The organism is Pedobacter steynii, from assembly GCF_900103665.1.
In the GTDB taxonomy this organism is placed as follows: domain Bacteria; phylum Bacteroidota; class Bacteroidia; order Sphingobacteriales; family Sphingobacteriaceae; genus Pedobacter; species Pedobacter steynii.
This window is the reverse complement of the sequence record NZ_FNGY01000005.1, coordinates 302,805-328,879: the sequence shown is the minus strand read 5'-3', so window position 1 is coordinate 328,879 and position 26,075 is coordinate 302,805. Positions and strand designations below refer to the sequence as shown.

Annotated in this window: 27 protein-coding genes; 17 read left to right on the top strand and 10 right to left on the bottom strand. The window is 41.7% G+C overall.

The annotated features are described in order from the left end of the window. The first annotated feature begins 6 nt into the window (after positions 1-6). A complete protein-coding gene (locus tag BLQ87_RS15810; protein ID WP_074608523.1) occupies positions 7-438 on the top strand; it encodes an META domain-containing protein in 432 nt (143 codons plus the stop codon). Here the strand turns inward: BLQ87_RS15810 and thrC are convergent. The 4 genes from thrC to BLQ87_RS15790 form a co-directional block, all read right to left on the bottom strand. Continuing rightward, positions 425-1,735: a threonine synthase gene (gene thrC / locus BLQ87_RS15805; RefSeq protein WP_074608521.1), complete on the bottom strand. Its 1,311-nt coding sequence runs from the start codon at positions 1,733-1,735 to the stop codon at positions 425-427. The genes BLQ87_RS15810 and thrC overlap by 14 nt on opposite strands. Before the next feature lie 8 nt (positions 1,736-1,743). Beyond that, a complete protein-coding gene (locus tag BLQ87_RS15800) occupies positions 1,744-2,679 on the bottom strand; it encodes a homoserine kinase (RefSeq protein WP_074608519.1) in 936 nt (311 codons plus the stop codon). After that, positions 2,676-5,123 (bottom strand): bifunctional aspartate kinase/homoserine dehydrogenase I, encoded by a 2,448-nt coding sequence (gene thrA / locus BLQ87_RS15795; RefSeq protein WP_074608517.1) that lies wholly within the window; start codon positions 5,121-5,123, stop codon positions 2,676-2,678. Before thrA ends, BLQ87_RS15800 begins: the two co-directional genes overlap by 4 nt. A 334-nt stretch (positions 5,124-5,457) precedes the next feature. Continuing rightward, positions 5,458-5,988, bottom strand: a complete 531-nt coding sequence (locus BLQ87_RS15790; protein WP_074608514.1) for a hypothetical protein — start codon at positions 5,986-5,988, stop codon at positions 5,458-5,460. A gap of 109 nt (positions 5,989-6,097) precedes the next feature. On the opposite strand from BLQ87_RS15790, the gene rsgA reads away from it, so the two are divergent. The 3 genes from rsgA to BLQ87_RS15775 are packed head-to-tail and all read left to right on the top strand — an operon-like array spanning position 6,098 to position 7,805. Continuing rightward, a complete protein-coding gene (gene rsgA / locus BLQ87_RS15785; protein WP_074608512.1) occupies positions 6,098-7,018 on the top strand; it encodes a ribosome small subunit-dependent GTPase A in 921 nt (306 codons plus the stop codon). Between the two features lie 6 nt (positions 7,019-7,024). Further along, positions 7,025-7,477, top strand: a complete 453-nt coding sequence (dtd, locus tag BLQ87_RS15780) for a D-aminoacyl-tRNA deacylase (protein WP_074608509.1) — start codon at positions 7,025-7,027, stop codon at positions 7,475-7,477. Position 7,478: 1 nt separating this feature from the next. Then, the gene (locus BLQ87_RS15775; RefSeq protein ID WP_074608506.1) at positions 7,479-7,805 is read left to right on the top strand and encodes a nucleotide pyrophosphohydrolase; all 327 of its coding nucleotides are present in this window, start codon (positions 7,479-7,481) and stop codon (positions 7,803-7,805) included. Positions 7,806-7,809: 4 nt separating this feature from the next. On the opposite strand, the gene BLQ87_RS15770 is transcribed toward BLQ87_RS15775, so the two are convergent. After that, complete coding sequence (locus BLQ87_RS15770; protein ID WP_074608504.1) at positions 7,810-8,277, bottom strand: Lrp/AsnC family transcriptional regulator; 468 nt, start codon at positions 8,275-8,277, stop codon at positions 7,810-7,812. Positions 8,278-8,435: 158 nt separating this feature from the next. On the opposite strand from BLQ87_RS15770, the gene BLQ87_RS15765 reads away from it, so the two are divergent. Continuing rightward, positions 8,436-9,626 (top strand): histidine decarboxylase, encoded by a 1,191-nt coding sequence (locus BLQ87_RS15765; protein WP_074608501.1) that lies wholly within the window; start codon positions 8,436-8,438, stop codon positions 9,624-9,626. A 100-nt stretch (positions 9,627-9,726) separates the two neighbouring features. On the opposite strand, the gene BLQ87_RS15760 is transcribed toward BLQ87_RS15765, so the two are convergent. The 4 genes from BLQ87_RS15760 to rsmA form a co-directional block, all read right to left on the bottom strand. Continuing rightward, positions 9,727-10,134, bottom strand: coding sequence for an HIT family protein (locus BLQ87_RS15760; RefSeq protein ID WP_074608498.1), 408 nt, complete (start codon positions 10,132-10,134; stop codon positions 9,727-9,729). A gap of 19 nt (positions 10,135-10,153) precedes the next feature. Next, the gene (gene greA / locus BLQ87_RS15755; RefSeq protein WP_074608497.1) at positions 10,154-10,627 is read right to left on the bottom strand and encodes a transcription elongation factor GreA; all 474 of its coding nucleotides are present in this window, start codon (positions 10,625-10,627) and stop codon (positions 10,154-10,156) included. A gap of 157 nt (positions 10,628-10,784) precedes the next feature. Then, complete coding sequence (locus tag BLQ87_RS15750; RefSeq protein WP_074608495.1) at positions 10,785-11,714, bottom strand: 2-hydroxyacid dehydrogenase; 930 nt, start codon at positions 11,712-11,714, stop codon at positions 10,785-10,787. A 20-nt stretch (positions 11,715-11,734) separates the two neighbouring features. After that, positions 11,735-12,517 (bottom strand): 16S rRNA (adenine(1518)-N(6)/adenine(1519)-N(6))-dimethyltransferase RsmA, encoded by a 783-nt coding sequence (gene rsmA, locus BLQ87_RS15745; RefSeq protein WP_074608493.1) that lies wholly within the window; start codon positions 12,515-12,517, stop codon positions 11,735-11,737. Positions 12,518-12,784: 267 nt separating this feature from the next. Between rsmA and pdxA the strand changes: the two genes are divergently transcribed. The 10 genes from pdxA to BLQ87_RS15695 all read left to right on the top strand — a co-directional run bounded on the left by pdxA (position 12,785) and on the right by BLQ87_RS15695 (position 21,764). Continuing rightward, the gene (gene pdxA / locus BLQ87_RS15740; RefSeq protein WP_074608490.1) at positions 12,785-13,864 is read left to right on the top strand and encodes a 4-hydroxythreonine-4-phosphate dehydrogenase PdxA; all 1,080 of its coding nucleotides are present in this window, start codon (positions 12,785-12,787) and stop codon (positions 13,862-13,864) included. Positions 13,865-13,928: 64 nt separating this feature from the next. Continuing rightward, complete coding sequence (locus BLQ87_RS15735; protein ID WP_074608488.1) at positions 13,929-14,462, top strand: YceD family protein; 534 nt, start codon at positions 13,929-13,931, stop codon at positions 14,460-14,462. Between the two features lie 18 nt (positions 14,463-14,480). Further along, positions 14,481-14,672 carry a 50S ribosomal protein L32 gene (gene rpmF / locus BLQ87_RS15730; RefSeq protein ID WP_073238280.1) on the top strand — a complete coding sequence of 64 codons (192 nt, stop codon included), beginning with the start codon at positions 14,481-14,483 and terminating at the stop codon, positions 14,670-14,672. Positions 14,673-14,773: 101 nt separating this feature from the next. Continuing rightward, positions 14,774-15,712: a phosphate acyltransferase PlsX gene (gene plsX, locus BLQ87_RS15725; protein WP_074608485.1), complete on the top strand. Its 939-nt coding sequence runs from the start codon at positions 14,774-14,776 to the stop codon at positions 15,710-15,712. A gap of 12 nt (positions 15,713-15,724) precedes the next feature. Beyond that, positions 15,725-16,714 carry a beta-ketoacyl-ACP synthase III gene (locus BLQ87_RS15720; RefSeq protein ID WP_074608482.1) on the top strand — a complete coding sequence of 330 codons (990 nt, stop codon included), beginning with the start codon at positions 15,725-15,727 and terminating at the stop codon, positions 16,712-16,714. 73 nt (positions 16,715-16,787) lie between these two features. Next, positions 16,788-17,264: an acetyl-CoA carboxylase biotin carboxyl carrier protein gene (gene accB, locus BLQ87_RS15715; RefSeq protein WP_073238289.1), complete on the top strand. Its 477-nt coding sequence runs from the start codon at positions 16,788-16,790 to the stop codon at positions 17,262-17,264. 65 nt (positions 17,265-17,329) lie between these two features. Continuing rightward, positions 17,330-18,670, top strand: a complete 1,341-nt coding sequence (gene accC / locus BLQ87_RS15710; protein WP_074608480.1) for an acetyl-CoA carboxylase biotin carboxylase subunit — start codon at positions 17,330-17,332, stop codon at positions 18,668-18,670. Positions 18,671-18,750: 80 nt separating this feature from the next. Continuing rightward, positions 18,751-19,641, top strand: coding sequence for a twin-arginine translocase subunit TatC (gene tatC, locus BLQ87_RS15705; protein WP_074608477.1), 891 nt, complete (start codon positions 18,751-18,753; stop codon positions 19,639-19,641). 45 nt (positions 19,642-19,686) lie between these two features. Then, positions 19,687-20,127, top strand: a complete 441-nt coding sequence (rpiB, locus tag BLQ87_RS15700) for a ribose 5-phosphate isomerase B (protein ID WP_074608475.1) — start codon at positions 19,687-19,689, stop codon at positions 20,125-20,127. A gap of 47 nt (positions 20,128-20,174) precedes the next feature. After that, positions 20,175-21,764, top strand: a complete 1,590-nt coding sequence (locus tag BLQ87_RS15695) for a M28 family peptidase (RefSeq protein ID WP_074608472.1) — start codon at positions 20,175-20,177, stop codon at positions 21,762-21,764. A 115-nt stretch (positions 21,765-21,879) separates the two neighbouring features. Here BLQ87_RS15695 and BLQ87_RS15690 read toward each other — a convergent pair whose 3' ends face one another. After that, positions 21,880-22,422 carry a GIN domain-containing protein gene (locus BLQ87_RS15690; protein ID WP_074608470.1) on the bottom strand — a complete coding sequence of 181 codons (543 nt, stop codon included), beginning with the start codon at positions 22,420-22,422 and terminating at the stop codon, positions 21,880-21,882. A gap of 281 nt (positions 22,423-22,703) precedes the next feature. Between BLQ87_RS15690 and BLQ87_RS15685 the strand changes: the two genes are divergently transcribed. Next, on the top strand, positions 22,704-24,095 hold the full coding sequence (locus BLQ87_RS15685; protein ID WP_074608468.1) for a LutB/LldF family L-lactate oxidation iron-sulfur protein: 1,392 nt from the start codon (positions 22,704-22,706) through the stop codon (positions 24,093-24,095). A 2-nt stretch (positions 24,096-24,097) separates the two neighbouring features. Next, a complete protein-coding gene (locus BLQ87_RS15680) occupies positions 24,098-26,074 on the top strand; it encodes an alpha-ketoacid dehydrogenase subunit alpha/beta (protein WP_074608466.1) in 1,977 nt (658 codons plus the stop codon). Position 26,075 lies beyond the last annotated feature (1 nt).

The following is a 26,075-nucleotide window of genomic DNA, read 5'->3' as shown; positions in this document are numbered from 1 at the left end:
AAGGCTATGAAAAGAATCATGTTACTGGCAATTGTAATGACCAGCACTTTTGTTGCGTGTACCACCCTGAAACCCGGAACGATAGGAAATGGTGGATTATCTCAATTGGGAGGAACCTGGGAACTGAACTACATCTCTGGTCCCAGAATAGCTTTTAACGGTTTATATCCAGCAACAAAACCGACCATCACCTTTGATGTTGCAGGGAAGAAATTAAGTGGAAACACCAGTTGCAACTCTTTCTCAGGGGCTTTAATAGCAGACGATACTACCGTCAATTTCACCCATCCGCTAGCCATGACAAAAATGGCCTGCCCTGGTGAAGGAGAGGCCACTTTTCTGGAAATGTTAAAAAAAGCAAGTACTTATTCTGTAAGTGACAGCACACTTAATTTTATGATGGGCGATATTGCCATCATGCGTTTTAGTAAAAAGTAGTCAGGTAACTTTTAAAAGAATCATACACCGTATCCATCTTTTCAGCATGTTTTAATTTGGCAGATAGTTCCTGCACATGAACGGGAATTTGAATTTTGCTGCTCATCTCCTCAGAAAAGACATCAGGAAACTTACAGGCATGTGCCGTAGATAAAAATACACCCGTAGCGTTTTCCTGCGGGTTTTCTTTTTTATAGTCTTCCAGAGCCAACCAGGCAATTGCGGTATGCGGGCATGCAATATATCCAAACTGCTCATAGATCGAATGAATTCCTTTTAATGTTTCTTCATCGGTATAGCTATAGCTTTTCAACACTTCCTGCAAAGCGGCTTTATCCTGATTAAAGAGGTCCATGATCCTCACCCAATTGCTCGGAGCACCTACGTCCATTGCATTGGCATAAGTCTGTATAGAAGGCTTTGTTTCATATACCCCTGTTTTCAAATACCGTGGAACAGTATCATTCACGTTCGTCGCAGCGATAAACTGTTTTACCGGAAGCCCCATTTTATAGGCCAGCAATCCCGCAGCAATGTTTCCAAAATTACCGCTGGGTACAGAAAATATGACTTCCTTCTTTCCTGCCCTGCGGAGTTGCGCATAAGCATTGAAATAATACAAGGTCTGGGGGATCAATCTGGAAATATTGATAGAATTAGCGGAAGTCAGACGAAGCTTACGGTTCAATTCTTCATCCGCAAATGCCTGTTTCACCAGATGCTGACAATCGTCAAAAGTCCCGTCTACTTCTATGGCATGGATGTTCTCTCCGTTCGTACACAATTGCAATTCCTGAATTTCACTCACCTTCCCTTTCGGATAAAGGATTGTAACCCTGGTATTGGGTACCCCAAGGAATCCCAATGCCACTGCTCCTCCGGTATCACCGGAAGTAGCAACCAGAACATCCAGTAATTGTTCTCCATCTTTTAAGAAATAAGCCATAATCCGGCTCATGAACCTGGCGCCAAAATCTTTAAAAGCAAGCGAAGGGCCATGAAACAGCTCCAAGACATAAGTTTCGGCTTCAAGTGGTACCACTGGTGCTTCGAAATTAAATGCTTCATCAATGATCTTTTGCAAATCTGCAGCTGGAATGGCATGATCCAATAGTGCAGAAGCGACCTTAAAGGCAATCTGTGGCAAGGTATACTGATCGATCTGCTGAATAAACTCCTGATCCAGTACCGGAATATTTACCGGCATGTATAAACCTTTATCCAAAGGCATGCTGTTAAAAACAGCGGTAGGAAAGTCTACGTTTAAATCGTGGTTATTAGTACTATATAGTTTCATAATGGGGGTTAATCTAAAATAACAGGACCTTTTTTATTTACTTCCGACACAAAAGACAAACTGTTGATACCAATGCCTTTTAAGTGTTGTTGCAATTTCTGGGTAATTGCTCTGGCGGTTGCCTCGTCTTTTGTTAAAGCAAAAACCGAAGGACCAGAGCCTGAAATACCAAAGCCCGTAGCCCCGGTCTTCATTGCCAGACTTCTCAGTTTATAGAAATCAGGGATTAAAATAGAGCGGGTAGGCTCCACCAGAATATCGGTCATACTTCTGCCGATCAGCTCATGATCTTTCAGAAACAAACCACTTACCAGACCCGCAACATTTCCCCACTGGGTAACTGCATCTTTTAAAAACACTTTAGAGCGGATCATCTGTCTCGCGTCCTTAGTAGGGACGTCAACTTCAGGGTACACAATAGCGGCATACAGATCGTCAGGATGAGGTAAATTGATAATGTCCAGGGGTTGATAGCTTCTGATCAACACAAAGCCTCCCAGCAGCGCCGGAGCCACATTATCTGCATGCCCATAACCACAGGCCAATTCCTCTCCTTTCATCGCAAAAGGAACAAGTTCTCTATTGGTCAGCAGGTTATCAAATAGCGTATTCACAGCAAATAAACCGGCAACCGTACTGGCGGAACTCGATCCCAGTCCACTACCTATCGGCATTTTCTTATGCAATTCGATTTCTATTCCCGTATCCGGTTTACCGATATGGTTCAGGTAATGCTGCACGCTGGCGCTCACAGTATTTTTCTTTGGATCCAGCGGCAAGCGCCCTTCATCACCAGTGATCTTTGTGATGCTGATTCCGGGGGACTCTGTTAACTTCATGATGACTTCATCACCGGGTTGATTTACGGCAAAACCCAGGACATCATATCCACAAACTACATTGGCAACAGTTGCAGGGGCAAAAACTTTTATAGACTCTTTCATCGTTTACCTACATTAATAATATCAGCAAAAACACCGGCAGCAGTTACTTCCGCTCCGGCACCCGGACCTTTAACCACAAGCGGGCGGTCTTTATACCGGTCTGTGGTAAAGGAAATAATATTGTCACTTCCGGAAAGCATATAGAAAGGATGGCTGTCATCTACCATCTGCAGAGTGATCACCACTTTTCCCGCTTCCAGCTTACCAATATACCTCAGTACTTTATTACCTGAGGCAGCCTGCTGTTTCAATTTTTCAAAGTATTCCGTATTGTTTTCCAGTTCCTGATAGAAATCGGTGACAGTAGCTGCAGCCAGACAAGCCGGAGGAAGCATGCTTTCGATCTCAATATCGCTTTCTTCCAATGGATAACCTGCATCACGGGCCAGAATCAACATCTTTCTCATAAAGTCTTTTCCGTTGAGATCATCTCTCGGATCAGGCTCGGTATATCCTTTATCCTGTGCTTCTTTCACGACTTCGTGAAACAGCTTATCTCCTTTATAATTATTAAAAATGTAAGAAATAGTACCAGATAAAATGGCTTCAATCCGGTCTATCCGGTCGCCACTCATCATCAGGTCTTTTAAAGTACGGATGATCGGTAAACCTGCACCCACATTTGTCTCATAGTAGAAATCGACCCCATATTTTCTTGCCGCCTGCTTAAAGGCAACATATTGTTCATAGTCTGCAGAATTTCCGATCTTGTTGCAAGTCACTACGGAAATGCTGGATTGCAGGACATCCTGATAAAACTGAATCGGATTATGACTGGCAGTATTGTCCACAAATACACAGTTTGGAAGGTTCATGGCTTTCATCTGCTTGATAAATACGGCTAAATCCGCAGGTTCACCATGTGTTTCCAGATCCTTTTCCCAGTTACTCAAAGCGATCCCTTCTGCATTTTGGTACATTTTCCGGGTATTACTTACGCCCATCACCTTTACCTGAAGATCGTTGTTGGTCGCTAAAAAGTCCATTTGAGCCTCCAGCTGTGCGAATAGCGTTTTTCCGATATTACCAGTCCCCAGACAAAATACGTGTAAAGTTCTTTTTAGATTAGCATAAAAAGCATCATGAACCGCATTCACCGCTTTTGAAAGGTCAGGTTTGGAGATGATCACAGAAATATTGTACTCTGAAGAACCTTGTGCAATTGCCCGTACATTCACACCATTCCTTCCCAAAGCATTAAATAACTTCCCTGACATTCCTGGTGTTTTTTTCATGTTCTCCCCTACAATCGCCAGGGCAGCCAATCCATTTTCCACTTCAGGATATTCCAGTTTGCGTGCCTGAAGCTCCAGTTCAAACTCTTTATTGATCAGGGCGAGTGCTTTTAAGGCATCGGCAGGTTTCACAGCAAAAGTGATGCTATGTTCAGAGGAAGACTGGGTAATCAGGATAATATTGATTTGCTCGCGCGATAACAGGGAAAACAGCCTTCCGCTAAAACCTGCTTTCCCAACCATTCCGCTTCCTGTAAGGTTCAACACGCTGATCTCATCAATAGACGAAATTCCTTTGATCGGTAATTTCGAAACACTGGTTCCATGCTTGATATAAGTTCCAGGGAAATCTACATTGAAAGTATTTTTGATAACAATAGGAATTCTCTTTAAAAATGCAGGGATCATTGTTGGAGGATAGATCACCTTTGCACCAAAATAAGACAGCTCCATTGCTTCGGTATAGCTCAGCTCCGGCAGAGAGAATGCTTTTTTTACCATTCTTGGATCTGCAGTCAGCATTCCATCTACATCTGTCCAGATCTGTATCTCCGCCGCATTTAGCGCAGATCCCCAGATTGCGGCAGTGTAATCACTTCCACCACGCCCAAGGGTCGTGATCCTGCCTTCATCGTTACTGGCAATAAAACCAGTTACGAACAAAAGCTTGTCCGCGTTACTCTCCTGAAAATCCCGGATAAGGGTCTCTGTCAGATAGGTATTTACCTTTGCCTGCCCGAAATTATGATCTGTTTTAATCAGTTCCGACCCATCCACATAAAGGGCGTTTGGAAAAGTCTGCTTGGCGATATGACTGATCATTACCGTAGAACAACGTTCTCCATAACTTAAAATCAGGTCTTTCGTCTGCAGACTCAACTCTCTTAGGTTATAAACCGACTGTAAGATCTCTTCCAGCTCATTAAAATAGATTTTAAGCTTGGTCAGTACCGGGTTCTGAGCATTTGCAGGCAATAAAGCCCGAATCACATCAAAATGCTTTTTCTCAATTGTTTTCAACTCCTCGCTATAATCTCTAGCCTGCCCTGCGTTTTCTGCCATCTCGACCAGGGCATTCGTTACCCCGCTCATGGCCGATAAGACGACAATAGGATTTTCAGCGCCTTGCTGATCCTTAAGGATACTTAGCAATGCACTTATGCTTTGCAAAGAACCGACTGATGTACCTCCAAATTTTAAAATATTCATAATTTACGGTTAAAAAAAAAGCGCCTTCCCCGATTAGAGGAAGGCGCTTTTTGTGGTTTTTAGTTTTTTATTTTTACCCATTAGCTAGCCTCCCTCCGAGATATCCCGGTGGTGGTAATAATGGAAATAATGGTTGAATTATTAAACATTGTATTTTTTACACTTACTGTGCTCTGACTCAAAGTAAAGTTATATTTTTCTAATTAGCAAATGATTAATAAAATATTTATCTGATTTTTCAAAAGTTTGCGTTTGAAGCATATTAAACAGCGCTTTCAAACGGACAGGCAGTTAAGTCGCTCATTCTCAACTCAGGGGATAAAATAGAATAACATCACTGCCTAACGATACTCATTGACAAATTTTTATTTTTCAGATCGTTCCAGATTTCAAAGTCACCATCAGCGAACTCCTTTAAATAAAAGAATTTTTTATAATAATTGGATGGACCAATACCTTGTGAGAAATCCTCACTCGTCTTGAATTCGTTATTAATTGCATTAAAAAAAGATTTAATCCTCTTATCTGGATTTTTGGCCAAAAGTCTTAGTGTAAGAATCTCAATTTCATGTCCGGATTTTTTCCCTCCCCCTCCTTCAATTGAAAACTCAAAAAGTCCATCATCATAAAAGCTTAAATTCTCAGTAATAGCTACCTCTTTTGAAATGAAAAAGAAATGCCCGTACGCTTCATTTAACAATTCACTGTAATTCTCCAGGTTGAAGTCAACTTTTAAGTAACTCCTTTTCGTCCTATCCGTTACAGCTCTATATTCAAAATAACAATACACATTGTACTTCAATGCTATTCTTTTGACCAAGCTTAAGAACCTTTCACAATCCACAATAACATTAATATAACTCATATTTTTTATTGCTCAACAACTATTCCAGCAAACAGTAAAAACGATAAATATGATCAATCGCCTCAAAAAATAATTACCCTAAAACAATTTCTTACCTTTACCCCATCATATGCAAGGATTAGTCATAAAATCAACAGGAAGCTGGTATCAGGTACACGCAGAAAATGGTGTCGATTACGACTGCCGTATTAAAGGGAAGTTCCGGATTCAGGGCATTCAAACGACCAACCCCATTGCTGTTGGCGATCAGGTAGAATTTGAGCTCGAACCCAATTCAGACAATGGTGTTATTTATAAATTACACGATCGGAAGAACTACATCATCCGTAAATCTATAAACCTGTCTAAGCAAGCGCAGATTATCGCGGCCAACATGGATCAGGCTTTTCTGGTCGTTACCCTCGCTTCACCAAGAACGTCTTTAGGTTTTATTGATCGCTTTCTCGCCACCGCAGAAGCTTATGATATTCCGGCAGTCCTGATTTTTAACAAGCTCGACTTATTTAATGAAGATGGATTGGCCATTCTGGAAGATTACAAAAATATCTATGAGAACATCGGTTATCCTTGCTATACCGTATCGGCATTGGAAGGAACCAATATCCCTCAGATAGAAGGCCTGTTAAAAGATAAAACTACCTTATTCTCCGGACACTCAGGCGTAGGAAAATCAAGCCTGATCAATGTACTGCTTCCGGGCAGAAGCATCAAAACCGGTGAAATCTCCGAAGCAAGTGACAAAGGACAACATACCACTACTTTTGCAGAGATGCATACCCTTCCCTTTGGAGGATACCTGATTGATACACCTGGCATCAGAGAGCTGGGCATCTTCGACATCAGGCCTGAAGAGCTGGGTCATTATTTCAGAGAAATGAGGGCCTTACTCAATCAATGCAGGTTCAACAATTGCAGACATGTCAATGAGCCTGGATGTGCGGTTATCACCGCCGTAGAAAACGGAGAAATCGAAATCAGCAGGTATGAAAGCTACCTCAGCATTTACAATGGCAACGAAACCCGCGCTTAATTCCCCATGAGAGCAATTATACAAAGAGTTACTGAAGCAAGTTGTGTAGTCAAAGGAGCAATAACCGGCAGCATCAATACCGGCTTCCTGGTATTCTTAGGCATTGAAGATGCCGATACCTCAGAAGACCTGGATTGGCTTAGCCAGAAGATTGTCAACATGAGAATCTTTGGGGATGAAAATGACCTGATGAATAAATCACTCGCAGATGTCGATGGGAATATTCTTCTCATCAGTCAGTTCACCTTATTTGCAGCTACAAAAAAAGGCAACAGACCTGGCTTTACCAGAGCTGCCCGACCAGACAAAGCCATTCCACTCTACGAAGAAATGATCATAAAACTATCTGCCCATCTCCAAAAGGAGGTACAGACCGGAATCTTCGGCGCAGATATGAAGATCAGCCTGGTAAACGATGGCCCGGTAACCATCATGATAGACACCAAAAATAAAGAATAGTATGACCATAGCAGAAGCACAGGAAACCGTAGACCAATGGATAAAAAATACAGGCATCCGTTATTTCAATGAGCTCACCAATACCGCGATCCTCATGGAAGAAGTGGGGGAAGTGGCCAGGATTATGTCTAGAAAATATGGAGAACAGTCTTTTAAAAAAAGTGATGAAGCTGTAGACCTCGCTGATGAAATGGCTGATGTATTGTTTGTACTCATCTGCCTGGCAAATCAGACCGGAATCGACCTGACCGACGCCATGGAAAAAAACCTGATTAAGAAAACCATCAGGGATACTGACCGACACAAGAACAACGAAAAATTAAAATAACTCCTTATTTTTCAATCACGTAAGCAGTGCTGTGCTTGATCTCCGTCATCACAAATAAGCTATTCACGTTCGCAATATTCTCAATTGCTGCCAGCTTATTGGTTAAAAAATCCTGATATCTGTTCATGTCATTCACCACTACTTTCAACAGATAATCATAAGTTCCGGCAACGTGATAGCATTCCATCACCTCATCGAGCTTACTCATTGCAGCTTCAAACTTCTTTAGCAATGGAAGAGAGTGTACCTGCAAAGTAACATTGCAAAATGCAGCCAGGGTCTTGCCTATCTTTTCCCGGTCCAGCAAGGTCACATAATTCTTGATCACCCCGGATTTCTCGATCTTTTTCAGGCGCTCATAAGTTGGTGTAACGGTTAACCCCACCTTATGTGCAATCTCCTTTGTATTCAACCTTGCATTGTGCTGTAAAGCATTTAAAATGCGTTGATCCATCTTATCGAACTGTTCCATCTAGTTTAGTTTTTCTGAATTTTAAAATAATCAGCCGCATTTCAGATCAATGAGACTAATTAAATAGCAAATTAAGTGTTTATTTTCTATTATAATCAAATTAAAAGATCAATTAACTGGTTATATATAAATTTGAAGTCTAAACAAACTGAATAACCATGGAATTTAATCTTTCAACTGAAGATAATAAAAGACTCTCGGAGCTATATGAAAAGCTGCAATCGAAAACCCGTTTGTTCCTTGGCTATCCTGTATCTAAAGATTTCGACTATACCCCACTCCTTCCCTTTCTGCAATATCCGATCAATAATCTTGGAGATCCTTTTACAGAATCTACCTACGCTGTAGACACCAGAGAACTGGAAAGAGATGTGGTTCGCTTCTTTGCTGAACTATTCCGTGCACAACAAGACAACTGGTGGGGATATGTGACCAATGGAGGCTCTGAAGGAAACATGTACGGCCTCTATCTCGCCAGAGAACTTTATCCAAAGGCGATGGTCTATTATTCCGACTCAACGCATTATAGCGTTCAGAAGAACCTTTTATTGCTAAACATGCCCAATATTGCCATCCGCTCCCAGGCCAATGGAGAAATGGATTATGAAGACCTTCACAATAGTCTCCTCATGAACCGTCACCTTCCGGTAGTCATCTTCGCCAATATAGGAACAACCATGACAGAAGCAAGGGATGATGTGAAAAGGATTAAAGGAATTCTAAAAAACCTGGCTATTAAAAATCATTATATCCATGCTGATGGTGCTTTATCAGGAAGTTACAGCGCTTTTATTGAGCCCCGTCCAGCCTTCGACTTTGCCGATGGCGTAGACAGTATTGCCATTAGTGGACATAAATTCCTGGGTTCGCCGATGCCTTGCGGACTGGTGATCGTTAAGAAAACAAACCGCGACAGGATCGCACGTTCTATAGATTATATCGGCAGTGTGGATACCACCATCACTGGTTCGAGAAATGGACATAGCCCGCTGTTCCTTTGGTATACGCTGAAGAAATTAGGAATGAAGGGACTAAAAGAAAGGGCCATGCACAGTCTGGCCATTGCCGCTTATGCAGAAGAACAGCTGAAAAGCCTGGGGATTGAAGCCTGGAGAAATCAGAATGCCATCACTGTTGTTTTTCCTGCTCCTTCAAAATGGGTTTGCCAGAAATGGCAGCTTGCTTCAGAAAGCGGTTTGTCCCACATTATCTGTATGCCAAATGTGGATAAAGATCAAATTGATGAACTGATCTGTGACATCATTTCTGATCCGGAACAGATCAATTACAGCTTCCAGAAAGGCCCCTCGGAAATAGCAAAGGACATGTCCTTCTCCAACACATTTTAACAATAGGAACGAACGGAAAAAATCTTCAACAACAAAAAGCGGGTATTCCAAATAGGAATACCCGCTTTTTGCTACGGTCTGAATGCGTAAATCTTAGCCTTTAAGAGGTACTTTCACTCAGTGCCGTCTTGATCTTTATCGCAGCTTCTTCCAGTTCTTCCTGAGAAGGTTTCAGTTTTTCTTTACTAAAGTTCATGTCGTTCACGGCATTCATCGGAATGAGATGAATGTGCACATGCGGCACTTCCAAGCCAATCACAGCAACTCCTACCTTTTTACAGGGAAAAGCTTCCTTCAGGCCAGTAGCTACAATTTTAGCAAACAAGGTTAGTCCGAAATAGCTTTCTTCATCCATGTCAAAAATGTAATCAATTTCCTTTTTAGGAATCACCAGGACATGGCCCATAGTGAGGGGATTTACATCTAAGAAAGCCAGGAATTCTGTGGTTTCCGCTACAACATGTGCAGGGATCTCACCATCTACTATTTTTGAAAATATGCTTGCCATTGGATAAAATGTTAAAGGATTATCGGGTGATCTCTAATATCTCGAATTCAATCTTTCCTGCAGGAACCTGAATCTCAGTTTTATCGCCTACGGATTTACCCAATAAACCTTGGGCAATCGGCGATTTTACGGAGATTTTACCGGTTTTAAGGTCGGCCTCACTCTCCGCGACCAATTGATAAGACATGGTAGCTCCGTTTTTAATATTCTTAATCTTTACTATAGATAATGCCAATACCTTCGAGGTATCAAGCTTAGATTCATCAATTAATCTGGCTGTAGAGAGTGTTGTTGACAATTTTGCTATTTTAGCTTCATGCAAACCCTGCGCCTCCTTCGCTGCATCATATTCCGCGTTCTCAGAAAGATCACCTTTATCTCTGGCTTCGGCAATTGCCTTAGAGATTTGTTGTCTTCCGGTAGTTTTCATATGATGTAATTCTTCCTTTAGTCTGTCTAAACCATCTTGGGTATAATAGGTAACCTCTGTCATAGCTCAATTTATTTTATGTATTACTATAAAAACAAACAAGACTACATCGGTTTTTAAACCTACATAGTCTTGCTTCAATAAAAACGAAGATAATGGGGTACAACCACAAAAACAAATTATTTAATTTGAATTTCGGTAGTTTAAGTAAAATGTATGTTTAAATGACAGAAGAAAGCTTCTCTGCTAAAACTTCTGATATTTTACGGTAAGATTCGAAGGTCCAGCCACCAACATGCGGGGTTAAAATCACTTTTCCCGCATCTTTAAGCTGATTAAACCAGTCCTGATTTGCCAATGCAGGAAACTTTTCTACTTCCAGCACATCCAGCCCGGCGGCCAGGATTTTTCCAGATTGAATCCCTGCCAATACCGCCCCGGTATTCACAATCTCTCCTCTGGCCGTATTGATAAAAAAGAAAGGTTTGCGGAAATGAAACAGGTATTCTTCGTTCAACATCTGACGGGTTTCTCCTGTCAGTGGAATATGTAAACTTAAAACATCACTTTGCCTTACGATCTCTTCCATGCTCACTTCTTTCGCATAGGCATCTGTAAAGCCTGTTTTATATTTATCATAAGCAATTACATTCACTTCAAAGCCGGAAAGTTTTTTCGCAAAACGCTGCCCCATAAAGCCATAACCAATAATGCCAACCGTCTTTCCTTTCAGTTCATAACCCCGGTTTCCTTCTCTGTCCCAGATGCCATTGCGCACCTCCTGGTCGGCTTTTCGGAAGTTATTCATCAAAGACAACAGCAAACCGATAGCATGTTCACCTACGGCATCCATATTGCCTTCAGGCGCATTCAGTAAAGTGATGTTACGACCTAAGGCGTAAGCTTCATCGATATTATCTAAACCCGCTCCGGCTCTTGCTATAAATTTAAGCGAAGGCGCAGCAGCCATCAATTCCTGATCAATTCTGAATTTTGTCCTTACCGCAATTCCCTGATAAGCAGAAATCGCAGCTAAAGTTTGTTCCCGGGTAAAAAGGGGCTCATCGTCTACCTCATACCCTAAAGCTATTGCACGCTCTTTAAAAACAGGATGCAGTTCATCAACAATTAAAATTTTCCCTTTGCTCATTACGATTAAATGACTGATTGTTATTGTGAAAGATAGGCTAAGTGTTGTGTCAGTTCGATAAACTGCTCCACACTCAACTGTTCCGCCCGTTTATCAAAGAAAATATGGTCGTCCATTTTATCTTTGGGAACGACACCAGAAAGTGCATTTCTCAAAGTCTTTCTCCTTTGATTGAACCCGGCTTTCACCGTTCTCCAGAAAAGTTTTTCATCACATGGCAGACTTTCCACCTGATTACGACTCAACCTGATTACACCAGAGTTGACCTTTGGCGGTGGATTAAAGGTTCCCGGTTTCACGGTAAATAAATACTCTATATCATAGTATGCCTGAATCAGCACACTCAAAATTCCATAATCTTTGGTTCCTGACTTGGAAGCACAACGTTCTGCAACTTCCTTTTGAAACATACCAACCATCTCTACCACCTGCCCTCTGTTTTCCAGAATCTTGAAAAGAATCTGTGAAGAGATATTATAGGGGAAGTTTCCGATGATCGCATATTTTTCTTTAAATATTCCGGCAAGGTCTAAAGCCAGAAAATCGCCGTTAATCAGCCGGCTTCCCAACTGAGGGTATTTTTCCTGAAGAAAGTGATAAGACTCCACATCAATATCAATCAGAAAAGTCTCGAGATCTTCCCGCTCCAATAAAATATCTGAAAGAATTCCCATTCCGGGGCCAACTTCAAGCACCTGCCTGTACTGATCGGTATGCACCAGGCCGTTTACGATTTTTGCCGCAATCTTCTTATCGGTTAAAAAATGTTGTCCTAAATGCTTCTTTGCCCTAACCAAACTCATATATACTCCTCCTAAAAGCTGCAAAATAAGCAAAGTTTTGCGAGTATTGGACTAACATTCGGCCGAAAGCTCCTTAAAGGCTTTTAAAAGGGACTTTTCATTTTTAATGACAAATGTAATAAGATCCCTACATGAACTGTTGAGCGTCAGGGAGAAGCAGGATATAAGGCTTTTCAGGACCACACAAATAGAAAAACAATAGGATCAACAGTAAATCCGGCCATTTTAAAATGAATTCTGTAATTTGCGCTAAATTTTTCATGAAGCATGAGCAATAAAATAAAAATTGGAATAAGCATAGGTGATGTCAATGGTATTGGTTTAGAGGTCATCCTTAAAACTTTAGCTGAAAGTAAGATTCTTGATTACTGCACACCCATTGTTTACGGACATACCAAGGTTGCTTCATACCACCGCAAAGCTTTAGGCCTGAGTGATTTCAACTTCAATGTAATTACCGAAGCGCAACTTGCCAATCCTAAAAAAGCAAATATCATCAACTGCTGGGAGGAAGATGTAAAGATCGACCTTGGCGTTGCCAATGAAATTGGCGGAAAATATGCCTTAATTTCTTTGGAGAAAGCAACAGAAGACTTAATCAAAGGCGATATTGATGCGTTGGTTACCGCACCAATCAACAAACATAACATCCAGTCAGAAACCTTTAAATTCCCGGGACATACAGAATACCTGATGGAACGCAGTGGAAGTAATGATGTGCTGATGTTTCTTTTGAGCGAAGACATCAGGGTAGGTGTGGTTACAGGCCACATTCCGATCACTGACGTATCCAAAAGCATCACCACAGAGGCCATCGTGAAGAAACTCGTGCTGATGAACGAAAGTTTAAAAAAAGATTTCTGGGTTGAAAAACCAAAAATTGCCGTGCTTGGATTGAATCCACATGCCGGTGACAACGGACTATTGGGCAAAGAAGAGGCAGAAATAATTATGCCGGCCATCCAGCAAGCTTTCGATAAAGGCGTAATTTGCTTTGGGCCCTACCCTGCTGACGGATTTTTTGGGAAAGGCGGGTACAAACAATTTGATGCGGTTCTGGCGATGTACCATGACCAGGGTTTAATCCCTTTTAAAACCATTGCTTTTGGCACCGGAGTGAACTACTCTGCAGGCCTGAAAATTGTCCGTACCTCGCCAGATCATGGCACAGGATACGACATTGCCGGAAAGAATGTCGCAGATCCGACTTCGTTTATAGAAGCCTTATTTGCAGCAACTCACATCGTGAGGAACAGAAGAGAACAGGAAGAATTATTGAAAAACCAGCTCAGAAGTGGCGGAAAAATTATAGAAACTGCAGCAGATACAAAAGATGATGCAAATTAGAATTAAAAAACATTTTAATTCTATAAAATAATTCCTACATTTGCGGGCTAAAATTTTGTTACAATTGAAACCACTAAAACAATTTTCAATCCCCTTTACCGGCTTAAAAATTGGCAAGCATCAGTTTGACTTTGACGTTGATAACAGCTTTTTTGACGCCTTTGAATACTCTTTAGTAAAAAAGGGGAATTTAAAAGTTGACATTGAACTGGATAAACAGGAAACAATGTTAATTTTGCAGTTCCACATCAAAGGAACAATCGTATTGGATTGTGATAAATGTTTATCAGAATTTAATGCACCAATAGAAGTACAGGAAAGGCAGATCGTAAAGTTTGCCGAAGATGAACTGGAAAGTGATGATTTAGAAATCATTGTCCTGAGTAAAAAAGAAAGTGAGCTCGATGTAGCCCTTCCGATTTACGAACTCATCAATGTTTCAGTACCTTATATTAAAATCTGTGAGCAGGATGGCGATGGTCAGAAATGCGATCAGGAAATGATCGAGAGACTGGAACGTTTATCGGCCGGAACACAGGAAGAAGAAGAAAACAACGATGATGACCCGCGTTGGGCAGCATTAAAAAAATTAAAATAATAATTAAACAAATCAGCAATGGCACATCCAAAACGCAAGATTTCTAAAAGTAGAAGAGATAAAAGAAGAACTCACTATAAAGCAGTAGCTCCTTCTTTGGCTACTTGTCAAACCACTGGTGCAATTCACGTACCTCACCATGCATATAACGTTGATGGTAACCTATACTACAACGGTAAATTGGTTATTGAAAACACTTCAATAGGTTAATTTTCTTGAAAAATAGTTTGTGTTTTAAGTCGGTTTAAGTTTACCTTTAGCGACTGGAAACAAAGGCAATTGTGCCTTCTAACACAAACTGATTTTTTACTATGAAAATAGGTCTCGATATAATGGGCGGAGACTATGCTCCTAAAGCGAACGTTTTAGGAGCAATAGCTGCCCATCAATTGTTATCTCCCGGAGAGCACATAGTGCTGATTGGAGATACGCAGCAGATTAAGCCCCTTCTCACTGAAAACGGATTCAATCCGGATCACTTTGAATATGTTCATACCGAAGAAGTGATTGGTATGGGCGAACATCCCACTAAGGCTATTGTTCAAAAGCCAAATTCCAGTATTGCTATCGGCTTTTCCTTACTTAAAGAAGGTAAACTCGATTCCTTTGCTAGTGCCGGTAACTCTGGTGCAATGCTTGTTGGTGCCGTATTTAGCGTAAAAACTATTCCCGGAATCATCAGACCATGTCTCACAACCTTTCTTCCTAAACTTAGCGGTGGCGTAGGCCTGATGCTTGACGTTGGCGCAAATGCCGATTGCAAGCCGGATACCTTGCTTCAGTTTGGTGTATTGGGAAGTTTGTATGCGGAATATGTCATGCAAATTGTCAATCCTAAAGTGGCCCTGATGAATATTGGTGAAGAAGACGAGAAAGGCGATATGCTCAGCCTCGCGACCTTCCCTTTAATGAAGGATACCAATCTCTTTAACTTCGTGGGAAATGTGGAAGGAAGGGACTTATTCAACGATAAAGCCGACGTCATTGTATGCGATGGATTTACAGGAAATGTAATGCTTAAACTGGCAGAATCATTTTACGTACTGACCCTGAAAAGAGGATTAAAAGACGAGTTCTTTGACCGCTTTAATTATGAAAACTATGGCGGAAGCCCGGTTTTAGGTGTCAATGCCCCTGTGGTCATAGGTCATGGCATTTCAAGTCCGACGGCTGTCAAAAACATGATCCTGCAATCCAGAGACATGATTACTACTGGCTTGGTAGGCAAAATTCAAGCTGCATTTAAATAAGGAACATTGAAAATGAATAAAATTCACGCTGCGATTACGGCTGTTAATGGTTACGTACCAGATTACGTACTGACTAATAAAGAGCTTGAATCTATTGTAGACACTACGGATGAATGGATTACTTCCAGAACCGGTATCAAGGAGCGGAGAATATTGAAAGGTGAAGGATTAGGTACTTCACACATGGCTGTTGAAGCCGTGAACGGATTGCTTAAAAAACGTGGAATTTCTGCCGAAGAGATCGAATTGATCATTTTCTGTACCACTACACCTGATATGCCGTTTCCTGCATCAGCAAATATCTTAGCGGATAAGATTGGCGCCAAAAATGCCTGGGGATATGATCTGCAGGCAGCATGTTCAGGGTTCATCTACGGACTTTCTACAGGAGCACAGTTCATCGAATCGGGTAAACACAAAAAAGTATTGGTTGTTGGTGGCGATAAAATGTCGTCTATCATCAATTATAATGACCGTACCACCTGCATCATTTTTGGTGATGGTTGTGGTGCTGTTCTTTTAGAACCTAATGAAGAAGGAATGGGCATCCAGGATTCCATCCTGAAAAGTGATGGTGCCGGCCGTCAATTCTTACATCAGAAAGCAGGAGGTTCTGCCAGACCTGCAAGCCATGAAACCGTAGACAACAATGAGCACGTAGTGCATCAGGAAGGTCAGGCGGTATTCAAATTTGCCGTTACCAATATGGCAGATGTCGCTGCTGAGATCATGGAAAGAAATAACCTGACCTCCGATGATGTCACCTGGTTGGTTCCTCATCAGGCCAATAAAAGGATCATTGATGCGACTGCATCCAGAATGGGCCTTGGCACAGAAAAGGTAATGATCAACATTCAACGTTACGGAAATACCACAAATGGGACAATACCTCTTTGCTTATGGGAATGGGAAAGCCAGTTAAAAAAAGGCGATAACATTATCCTCGCAGCATTTGGAGGCGGTTTTACCTGGGGCTCCGTGTACTTAAAATGGGCTTATTAAATTTTATTAAAATAATTAATCTTAACTTAGGTAATTGTTAAGACATACTGTTTTCTCTAAATAACACCAAAAAATGGATATCAAACAAATTCAGGAACTTATTAAATTTGTTTCTCGTTCGGGCGTAAATGAAGTCGCTATTGAGCAGGAAGACTTCAAAATTACTATCAAAACCAATCAGGCTCCAACTGTTGTTCACGCAACTGTTCCAGCTCAGATTGCTCCGGCAGTAGTTCCGGCTGCGGCAGCACCACAACCGGTAGCACCAACAGAAACAAAAGCAAGCGTTGCTGCTGAAGACGATTCTAAATACATCACTATAAAATCACCAATGATCGGAACATTCTACCGTTCATCAAGCCCTGACAAGCCTTCTTTCGCCAATGTAGGTGATGAAATCGCGGTAGGCAAAGTGATCTGTATCATTGAAGCCATGAAATTGTTCAATGAAATCGAAAGTGAAGTTTCCGGAAGAATCGTAAAAGTTCTTGTAGAAAATGCTTCTCCAGTAGAATATGACCAACCGTTATTTTTAGTTGAACCTATGTAATTCGTCTTGTTGAATCTTAACCTGTCAAGGCCAAAGATCAACAGATTGTTACTTAATAGACATATATGTTTAAAAAGATACTAATTGCCAACAGGGGCGAGATTGCATTACGCATCATCCGCACCTGTAAAGAAATGGGCATCAAAACCGTTGCGGTTTACTCTACTGCAGACAGAGAGAGTTTACACGTACGCTTTGCCGATGAAGCCGTTTGTATAGGACCTCCGCCAAGTAAGGATTCTTACCTGAGCATCCCAAATATCATCTCAGCTGCTGAATTAACCAATGCAGATGCCATACACCCAGGTTACGGTTTCCTATCTGAAAACGCTAAGTTTTCTTCCGTTTGCCGTGATTATGGAATTAAATTTATCGGAGCGACTCCGGAGCAAATCAACTCTATGGGTGATAAAGCTTCCGCAAAAGAAACGATGAAAAAAGCAGGTGTTCCAACCATTCCAGGTTCGGAAGGCTTACTTGATAATTTCAAAGAGGGTATTAAAATCGCCAATGAAATGGGCTATCCTGTCATCCTGAAAGCTACTGCCGGTGGTGGTGGCCGTGGAATGCGCGTAGTCTGGAAAGATGAAGACTTTGAAAATGCATGGGACAGCGCCAGACAAGAGTCGGGTGCAGCCTTTGGAAATGATGGTCTTTACTTAGAAAAATATATCGAAGATCCACGCCACATTGAAATCCAGATTATCGGAGATCAGTATGGTAAAGCCTGTCACTTGTCAGAACGTGACTGCTCTATTCAACGCCGCCATCAAAAGCTGGTAGAAGAAGCACCATCTCCTTTCATGACACCAGAACTTCGCGAGAGAATGGGTGACGCAGCCATCAAAGGTGCCCTTGCGGTACAATATGAAGGTGCCGGAACCATCGAATTCCTAGTGGATAAACACCGCAACTTCTATTTCATGGAAATGAATACCCGTATCCAGGTCGAGCACCCGGTTACAGAAGAGGTAATCAATTATGACCTGATCAAGGAACAAATTAAAGTAGCTTCAGGCGTTCCGATCTCCGGAAAAAATTATTTACCGGATATGCATGCCATCGAATGCAGGATCAATGCTGAAGATCCCTTTAACAACTTCAGACCTTCTCCTGGAAAAATTACCAACTTCCACTCTCCGGGTGGTCATGGGGTAAGGGTAGATACACATGTATACGCAGGTTATCAAATCCCTTCAAACTACGATTCAATGATTGCTAAACTGATCTGTGTGGCTCAAACACGGGAAGAAGCCATCAGTACAATGGAGCGTGCTTTAAGCGAATTTGTGATTGAAGGTGTAAAAACTACGATACCTTTCCACTTAAAACTGATGAAAGATCCTAACTTTAGAGCTGGTAATTTTACCACGAAGTTTATGGAAACCTTCGAATTTTCAGAATAGAAAAACTATTTAGTAGATTTAAAACGTAAATACCATTCTGAATACAATAGAATGGTATTTTTGTTTTACAAATAACGTACATGAGTGATACTAAGAAAAGGGACCTTATTGGTGCTATAAAAGAAAAAGGAAAAACTTTAGAGGCAGAAATGTCTTTCTTTGACCACATTGATGTCCTCAGAAAACATCTGTTACGCGCCTTAGCCGTGGTCCTTGTGCTAACTGCAGGAGCGTTCTATTATACTGACTTTATCTTCAACACCATTATTATGGGGCCCAAGAACCCCAACTTCTGGACCTACAGAATGATGTGTAAACTTGTAGAAAAGTTTCCGTCCATAGGTTCCGACTTCTGTATCACCAAAATTGACGCAAAAATCATCAACACAGAAATGGCCGGGCAATTTACCCTCCAATTGAATTCCTGTGTGATGGTAGGGATTATCTTAGGCATCCCCTACCTGTTGTTTGAACTCTGGTTATTTGTTAAACCAGCTCTTCATGAAAATGAAAGAAAGTCGGCCAGCGGCTTCGTCGCCTTCGCATCCTTTCTTTTCTTCCTGGGGATCCTTTTCGGATATTACATGATCTGTCCGCTGTCGATCAACTTCCTGACCAACTTCACGGTGAGTCCGGAGATTCAGAATACCTTTACGATAGATTCTTACCTGTCTTCTGTGATGACCTTAACCCTGGGCTCAGGTGTCATCTTCCAGCTTCCGGTAATCATCTATATCTTATCAAAGTTAGGCATCATGACGCCCGCATTTATGCGTGCCAGCAGAAGATATTCTACAATATTGATCCTGATCGTTGCGGCAATCGTGACTCCTACTGCCGATCCTTATACGATGCTGATTGTTGCCCTTCCTTTATTCCTGCTTTATGAATTGAGTATTTACATCTCAGCAAACATCGAACGCAAGAAAAACAAAGAACTTTATGGCGTAGCCAAAGTAAGAAAAGACTAACAGGAAGGTTACACAGGTTTATTATTATTCTATATATTTTTAAAGATGTCAACAGAAACAAAAGTTAAAATTGCAATTGGCGCAGACCATGCTGGTTTCGAATACAAGGAATTGTTAAAATCCTTTCTAACTGATTATGAGGTCAAAGACTTTGGAACATATTCCACTCAGTCTGTCGATTATCCTGATTTTGCTCACCCTGTGGCATCGGCTGTAGAAAGCAAGGAATACGACTTTGGTATCCTGGTTTGTGGAAGTGCAAATGGTGTCGCAATCACCGCAAACAAGCATCAGCATATCCGTGCAGCCATTTGCTGGCTGAATGAAATCGCTGCCCTGGCAAGAATGCACAACAATGCTAATGTTTTATGTATACCGGCAAGATTTGTTTCTGAAGACCTGGCAAAAGAAATGACTACAACTTTCTTAAATACCCCTTTCGAAGGTGGAAGGCATGAAGGCAGAGTGGACAAAATTTCCTGCTAATTTCCAGACGTATCAACCAAACCAACCGCTAACCAAATTATTAACTCATGAAAAAACATTTCTTGTATGCCAGTTTTGTGCTTACAATGGCCTGTTCTGCTTCCGCACAAAATAAGGATGCTGTCAGGTTCAGTAAAACCATCACTAAAGACAATGCCTACAAACACCTGTCTGTACTTGCTTCCGATGCCTACGAAGGTCGGGAAACGGGGACAAAAGGCGGATGGATGGCCGCTGATTACATTAAAAACTACTTCAAAAGTCTGGGTCTGAAAGGGCCGGTAAACGGAGATTATTTTCAGCCGGTCGATATGGTTACGACCTCGCTTTCCCAGATCTTAACGGTCAACGGACAGCCGGCAGAAGCCCTGAAAGATTTTTATATCGTTCCACAAGCTGTTTCAGGAGAAGGTTATGCCTTTAATGCCAACAGCATTTTATTTGTTGGTTATGGCCTGACCAAAGAAGGGTACAATGACTTTGAAGGCATAGACGTTACCGGAAAAGTGGTGATGCTTTTCAAATCCGGAGATCCAAGCGGAACTGCAGCCTCAAATTCAAGAAACGCAGCCACTGCAAAAATCAAATATTTAACAGAAAAAAAAGCGGCAGCAGTATTGGTCATCGACCCAACCATTGACGTCATGCCTGAAAATCTGAAAGCCTATCTTCTTTCTTCACAATTGGTGATGAAATCCAAAGAAGAGATGGAAAAAAGGAAAGCTCCGGCAGGACTTCCAACGATCATGATCGGGACCACACTGGCCAATCAGATTCTTGCTGCTGCAAAAACAAATATCGCTGACCTGAAAAAGAAAATTGCAGAAAGTGGCAAACCCGCATCACAGGAAATTACGATTCCCGTATCTGTAAATGCGAAAAAACAGGAAACTAAAGTAAGAGCAGAAAACGTATTGGGATTCCTGGAAGGTGCTGACCCTAAACTTAAACATGAAATTTTAGTGGTTACCGGACATTATGACCATATCGGAATCACGCCGGAAGCGAAAGGACCCGATAAAATCAATAACGGAGCTGATGATGATGGTTCAGGAACAACAGGAGTACTCCTGATGGCTGAAGCATTTTCTAAAGCAAAAAAAGCCGGTAAAGGTCCTAAAAGAAGCATCCTCTTTATGACCGTTACCGGTGAAGAAAAAGGGCTACTGGGCTCAGAATGGTACTCAGAGAATCCGGTATTCCCATTGGAAAACACCATCACCAACCTGAATATCGACATGATTGGCAGAGGCGATAAAGACCATGCATCCGACAATAACTTTGTCTACATCATCGGTTCAGATATGCTGAGCTCGGAGCTGGACAAAATCGGTAAAAAAGCAAATAAGGATTACGTAAATATCAATCTTGATGAGAGATATAATAACAGAACAGATCCAAACCGCTTCTACTACCGCTCTGACCATTATAACTTTGCTAAACACGGGATTCCTGTAATTTTCTATTTCAACGGTGTTCATGAAGATTATCATCAACCCGGAGATGAAGTCAGCAAAATAGATTTCCCTATGCTTGCTAAAAGAGCAAGATTGGTTTACTATACTGCTTGGGAACTGGCCAATCGTGCCACCCGCCCTAAAGTAGACAAGAACGACGACGGAACGCCAAAGAATTAAAAATAATTGAAAAACCTGCCTTGTGCAGGTTTTTTTATATACAAAAAAACCGCAGATCGGATCAGCGGTTTCTTGCAAAAAGGGGTTCCTTTTCTTATCTGTGGGTTACGGGCTTTTATAGTTTGGCGATCACGAAATCAGTTACGTTTAATTTAGAAACATCATTTCTAACCAGGTTGTGTTCTGCTGATGAACCACTTAATTTCAAATCTGACTGGTCTTTCATGTCGGTATAAAGACTACCTACTTTTGCATTTACATTTGCTTTAGCACCATCTTTTAAAAAGATCTGAAGAACGGCAAGGTCAAAGTTACCACGGGTTTTTACCTCAGCTGTATTTGAAGCATCTATTCTTTGCAGGTCCTTTACAGAGATATAGATCGTTGCAGGATTTTGCTCAGTAGAGTTGATGTACAAAGTATATCCTTTTTGTTGAACAGTAGTGTTCGCAGTCAGCTCATCAATTGTAGTGATGCTTTCTGAATGTGCCTGCACCAATACCACTTTGGCATTTCCGGTTACGACTACTTTATTGAACTTTACATTAGCGGATGCACTTACAGGTGTAGTGTCTTTAGCGAAAGTAGTGAAGGCTGAAGAAGTTAAAACGATAGCAGTTAAAGCTGAAGCGAATAGGGTTTTGATAGCAGTTTTCATATCTTTTATATTTTAAGTTTTTAATTATTTAATTGTTGTTTTGTAGATAAGACACCATCTCACAGGAAACGTTTCAGCGTTTTTTGGCGCATTAGACCATGCCGCAGTAACAGTCGACCAACTGCCATTACTATTCGACCAACAGACCGTTTTTTTTTCGTCGAAACTCCGCAAAATGAGCTTTCAATTCCCGAATGCATTCCAGAAGTAATAAAAAACATTAGATTGGGAAATAAATCAGGCAGATCATTACTGAAGCCTAATTATTTTTATATTTGAAGATGATGAAGATATCTGATGAATTTTTGGTTAAGGCCGATGAAAAAGCCTTTGATTTAGGGCATCGCAAGACAATTAATCATAATATTGGCAAATATAATGTTGCCGTAGAAAGGGGCACATCGAGGTTTGAAAATTTAGAAAACTCAAAGAAGAAGGCCCATGTGATTAAATGGCGGGTGATGGAGAACCTGGATAAGTTTCTTCCTGAATTTGAATCCAATTTTCAACGTAGAGGAGGGAAAGTGATCTGGGCAAATGATGCAGAGGAGGCCCAAAAAGAAATCCTGAACATCATCCAGCGAAATGGCGGGAAGACGGTGATCAAGTCAAAATCCATGACCACCGAAGAAATACACCTTAATGATTTCCTGGAAAAGAACAATATTGAATCTCTGGAAAGCGACCTGGGCGAATACATTGTACAACTGCTTGGTCAGGCACCCTACCATATTGTAACTCCGGCCATGCACCTGAGTAAGGAAGAAATTGCAAAGCTGTTTCATGATAAATTTGGAACACCGATCGACGCAACACCGGAACAGCTTACACAAAAAGCAAGAGAGCTGCTTAGAGACAAATACCTGAAAGCAGACATCGGCATCTCCGGAGGAAACTTCTTAATCGCGGATACCGGAAGTATTGCATTGACAGAGAATGAAGGAAATGCGAGATTATGCACCACTTTTCCAAAAATCCATATTGCCATTGTAGGAATTGAGAAAATCATCCCCTCCATGGCTGATCTGGACCTCTTCTGGCCTTTGCTTGCCAGTCATGGTACAGGACAAAACCTAACCGTTTACAATACGATTTTAAGTGGTCCCAGACGTCCGGAAGAAACGGACGGTCCGGAAGAAATGTATGTCATCTTGCTGGACAACGGAAGAACCAACCTGCTCGCTGAGAAAGATCAGCGTCAGGGCTTATATTGTATCCGGTGTGGTGCCTGTCTGAATGCCTGCCCGGTCTATAAAAATATTGGAGGACACACTTATAATACCACCTATAGCGGACCTATAGGCTCGATCATCACCCCACATTTAAAGGGAATGAAAGACTTTAAACACCTGAGCTATGCTTCCAGCTTATGCGGTAAATGTTCGGAAGTATGTCCCGTAAAAATAGACATCCATAAAATGCTCCTGCTCAATAGAAGAGATGCAGCTGCAGATCATGAAAACAGTAAATCTGAAGAAATTGGATGGAAACTGTTCAATACCGGAATGCAAAAAAGATCAAGAATGGATATGGTTAGCGGAAAGGTCAAAAACTTCTTTTTGAGGTTTCTTTTCAAGAAGACCTGGGGCAAGTACCGCAGTATGCCGGAAGTTGCACCGAAGTCTTTTGCCAAGCTCTATCAGGAGAAAAATAAAGCAGACAAAAACATATAGCTATGCAGTTTGACAGAAAAGATAAGAACGATGCTACCTTATTAGATTTATACACGCAGTTGCTTTACCCCCGAATGGTAGAGGAAAAAATGCTTATCTTATTACGTCAGGGCAGAATTGGCAAATGGTTTTCCGGAATCGGACAGGAAGCCATTGCCGTAGGAAGTACTTTAGCCATGAAGGAAACCGAATATATTCTTCCCATGCATAGAAACCTGGGCGTATTTACCGCCCGGGATATCCCATTAAAAAAGCTGATGGCCCAATGGCAAGGCAAGATTTCCGGCTTTACCAAGGGCCGGGACCGCTCCTTTCATTTTGGTACACAGGAGTATAAAATCATCGGAATGATTTCCCATCTTGGGCCTCAGATGGCACTTGCCGATGGTATCGCCCTGGCAGACCTTATTGCCGACAAAAAACAGGCAACCCTGGTATTTACCGGAGAAGGCGCCACAAGTGAGGGCGACTTTCATGAAGCCATCAATGTGGCAGCGGTATGGAACCTGCCTGTTATCTTTTTAATCGAGAATAACGGATACGGACTCTCCACTCCCATCAACGAGCAATTTAAATGTAAAGACCTGGTGGATAGGGCTGCAGGATATGGAATTGAAGGCATCCAGATAGACGGGAATAACATCCTGGAAGTCTATGATACCCTCTCCGAAATCGCCGAAAAGATGAGAGAAGATCCTAAGCCAGTACTCGTAGAGTGTCTTACCTTTAGGATGAGGGGCCATGAAGAAGCTTCAGGGACAAAATATGTACCTCAGGAACTGTTTGACCTCTGGGCAAAAAAAGATCCGGTAAAATGCTTTGAAGAGTACCTGTTGGAACAAAGTGTTTTGACTCCGGAAAGTATAGCAGAGATTAAAGCCGATTTTAAAACCGGAATTGAGCAGGAAGTAGAAGCGGCCTTTCTGGAAGAAGAACCCGTAGCAGATATCGCAACCGAAACCGCAGACATGTATGCAGCGCATACTTACCAGCATATTGAACCGAGTGAAGTATCCACAGAAATCAGGTATATTGATGCCATCACAGATGCATTGAAGATTGGCATGCAAAAGCACGACAATCTGGTTTTGATGGGACAGGACATTGCCGAATATGGCGGAGCCTTTAAGATCACTGATGGCTTTGTAAACCTTTTTGGTAAGGCGAGAGTCCGCAATACCCCAATCTGCGAATCAGCGATTGTAGGTGCCGGATTAGGCCTTTCTATCAATGGCTATAAGGCAGTAGTGGAGATGCAGTTTGCTGATTTCGTGACCTGTGGGTTCAACCAGATCGTGAACAACCTTGCAAAAACGCATTATCGTTGGGGAGAAAAGGCAGATGTCGTAGTCAGAATGCCTACAGGAGCGGGAACAGGCGCAGGCCCTTTTCATTCCCAAAGCAATGAAGCCTGGTTTACAAAAACTCCCGGTTTAAAAATCGTATACCCGGCTTTCCCTTTTGATGCAAAAGGACTACTCCTTTCCGCGATTGATGACCCGAATCCGGTGTTATTTTTTGAACATAAATATCTATACCGCAGTTTAAGCGGACAAGTACCTACAGGTGAATATACCCTGGAAATTGGTAAGGCCAACCTGATTAAAGAAGGCGAACAACTGAGCATCATCACTTATGGCCTGGGTGTACACTGGGCCCTGTCTTATATGGATGAACATCCGGAACTCAGTATAAATCTCCTGGATTTACGCAGCTTACAACCATGGGATCAGGAAGCCGTGGCAATTGCGGTAAAGAAGACAGGCAGGGTATTAATCTTACACGAAGATACGTTAAGCAGCGGTTTTGGAGCTGAACTGGCTGCATGGATTGCCGAACATTGTTTTGAGCACCTGGATGCCCCTGTAATGCGTTGTGCGAGCACGGATACTGCCATTCCAATGAGCAAAGTCCTGGAAGAAAGTTTCCTTGCCAAAAGCAGACTAAAAGAAACCATTCAGAAGTTAACAGCATATTGAT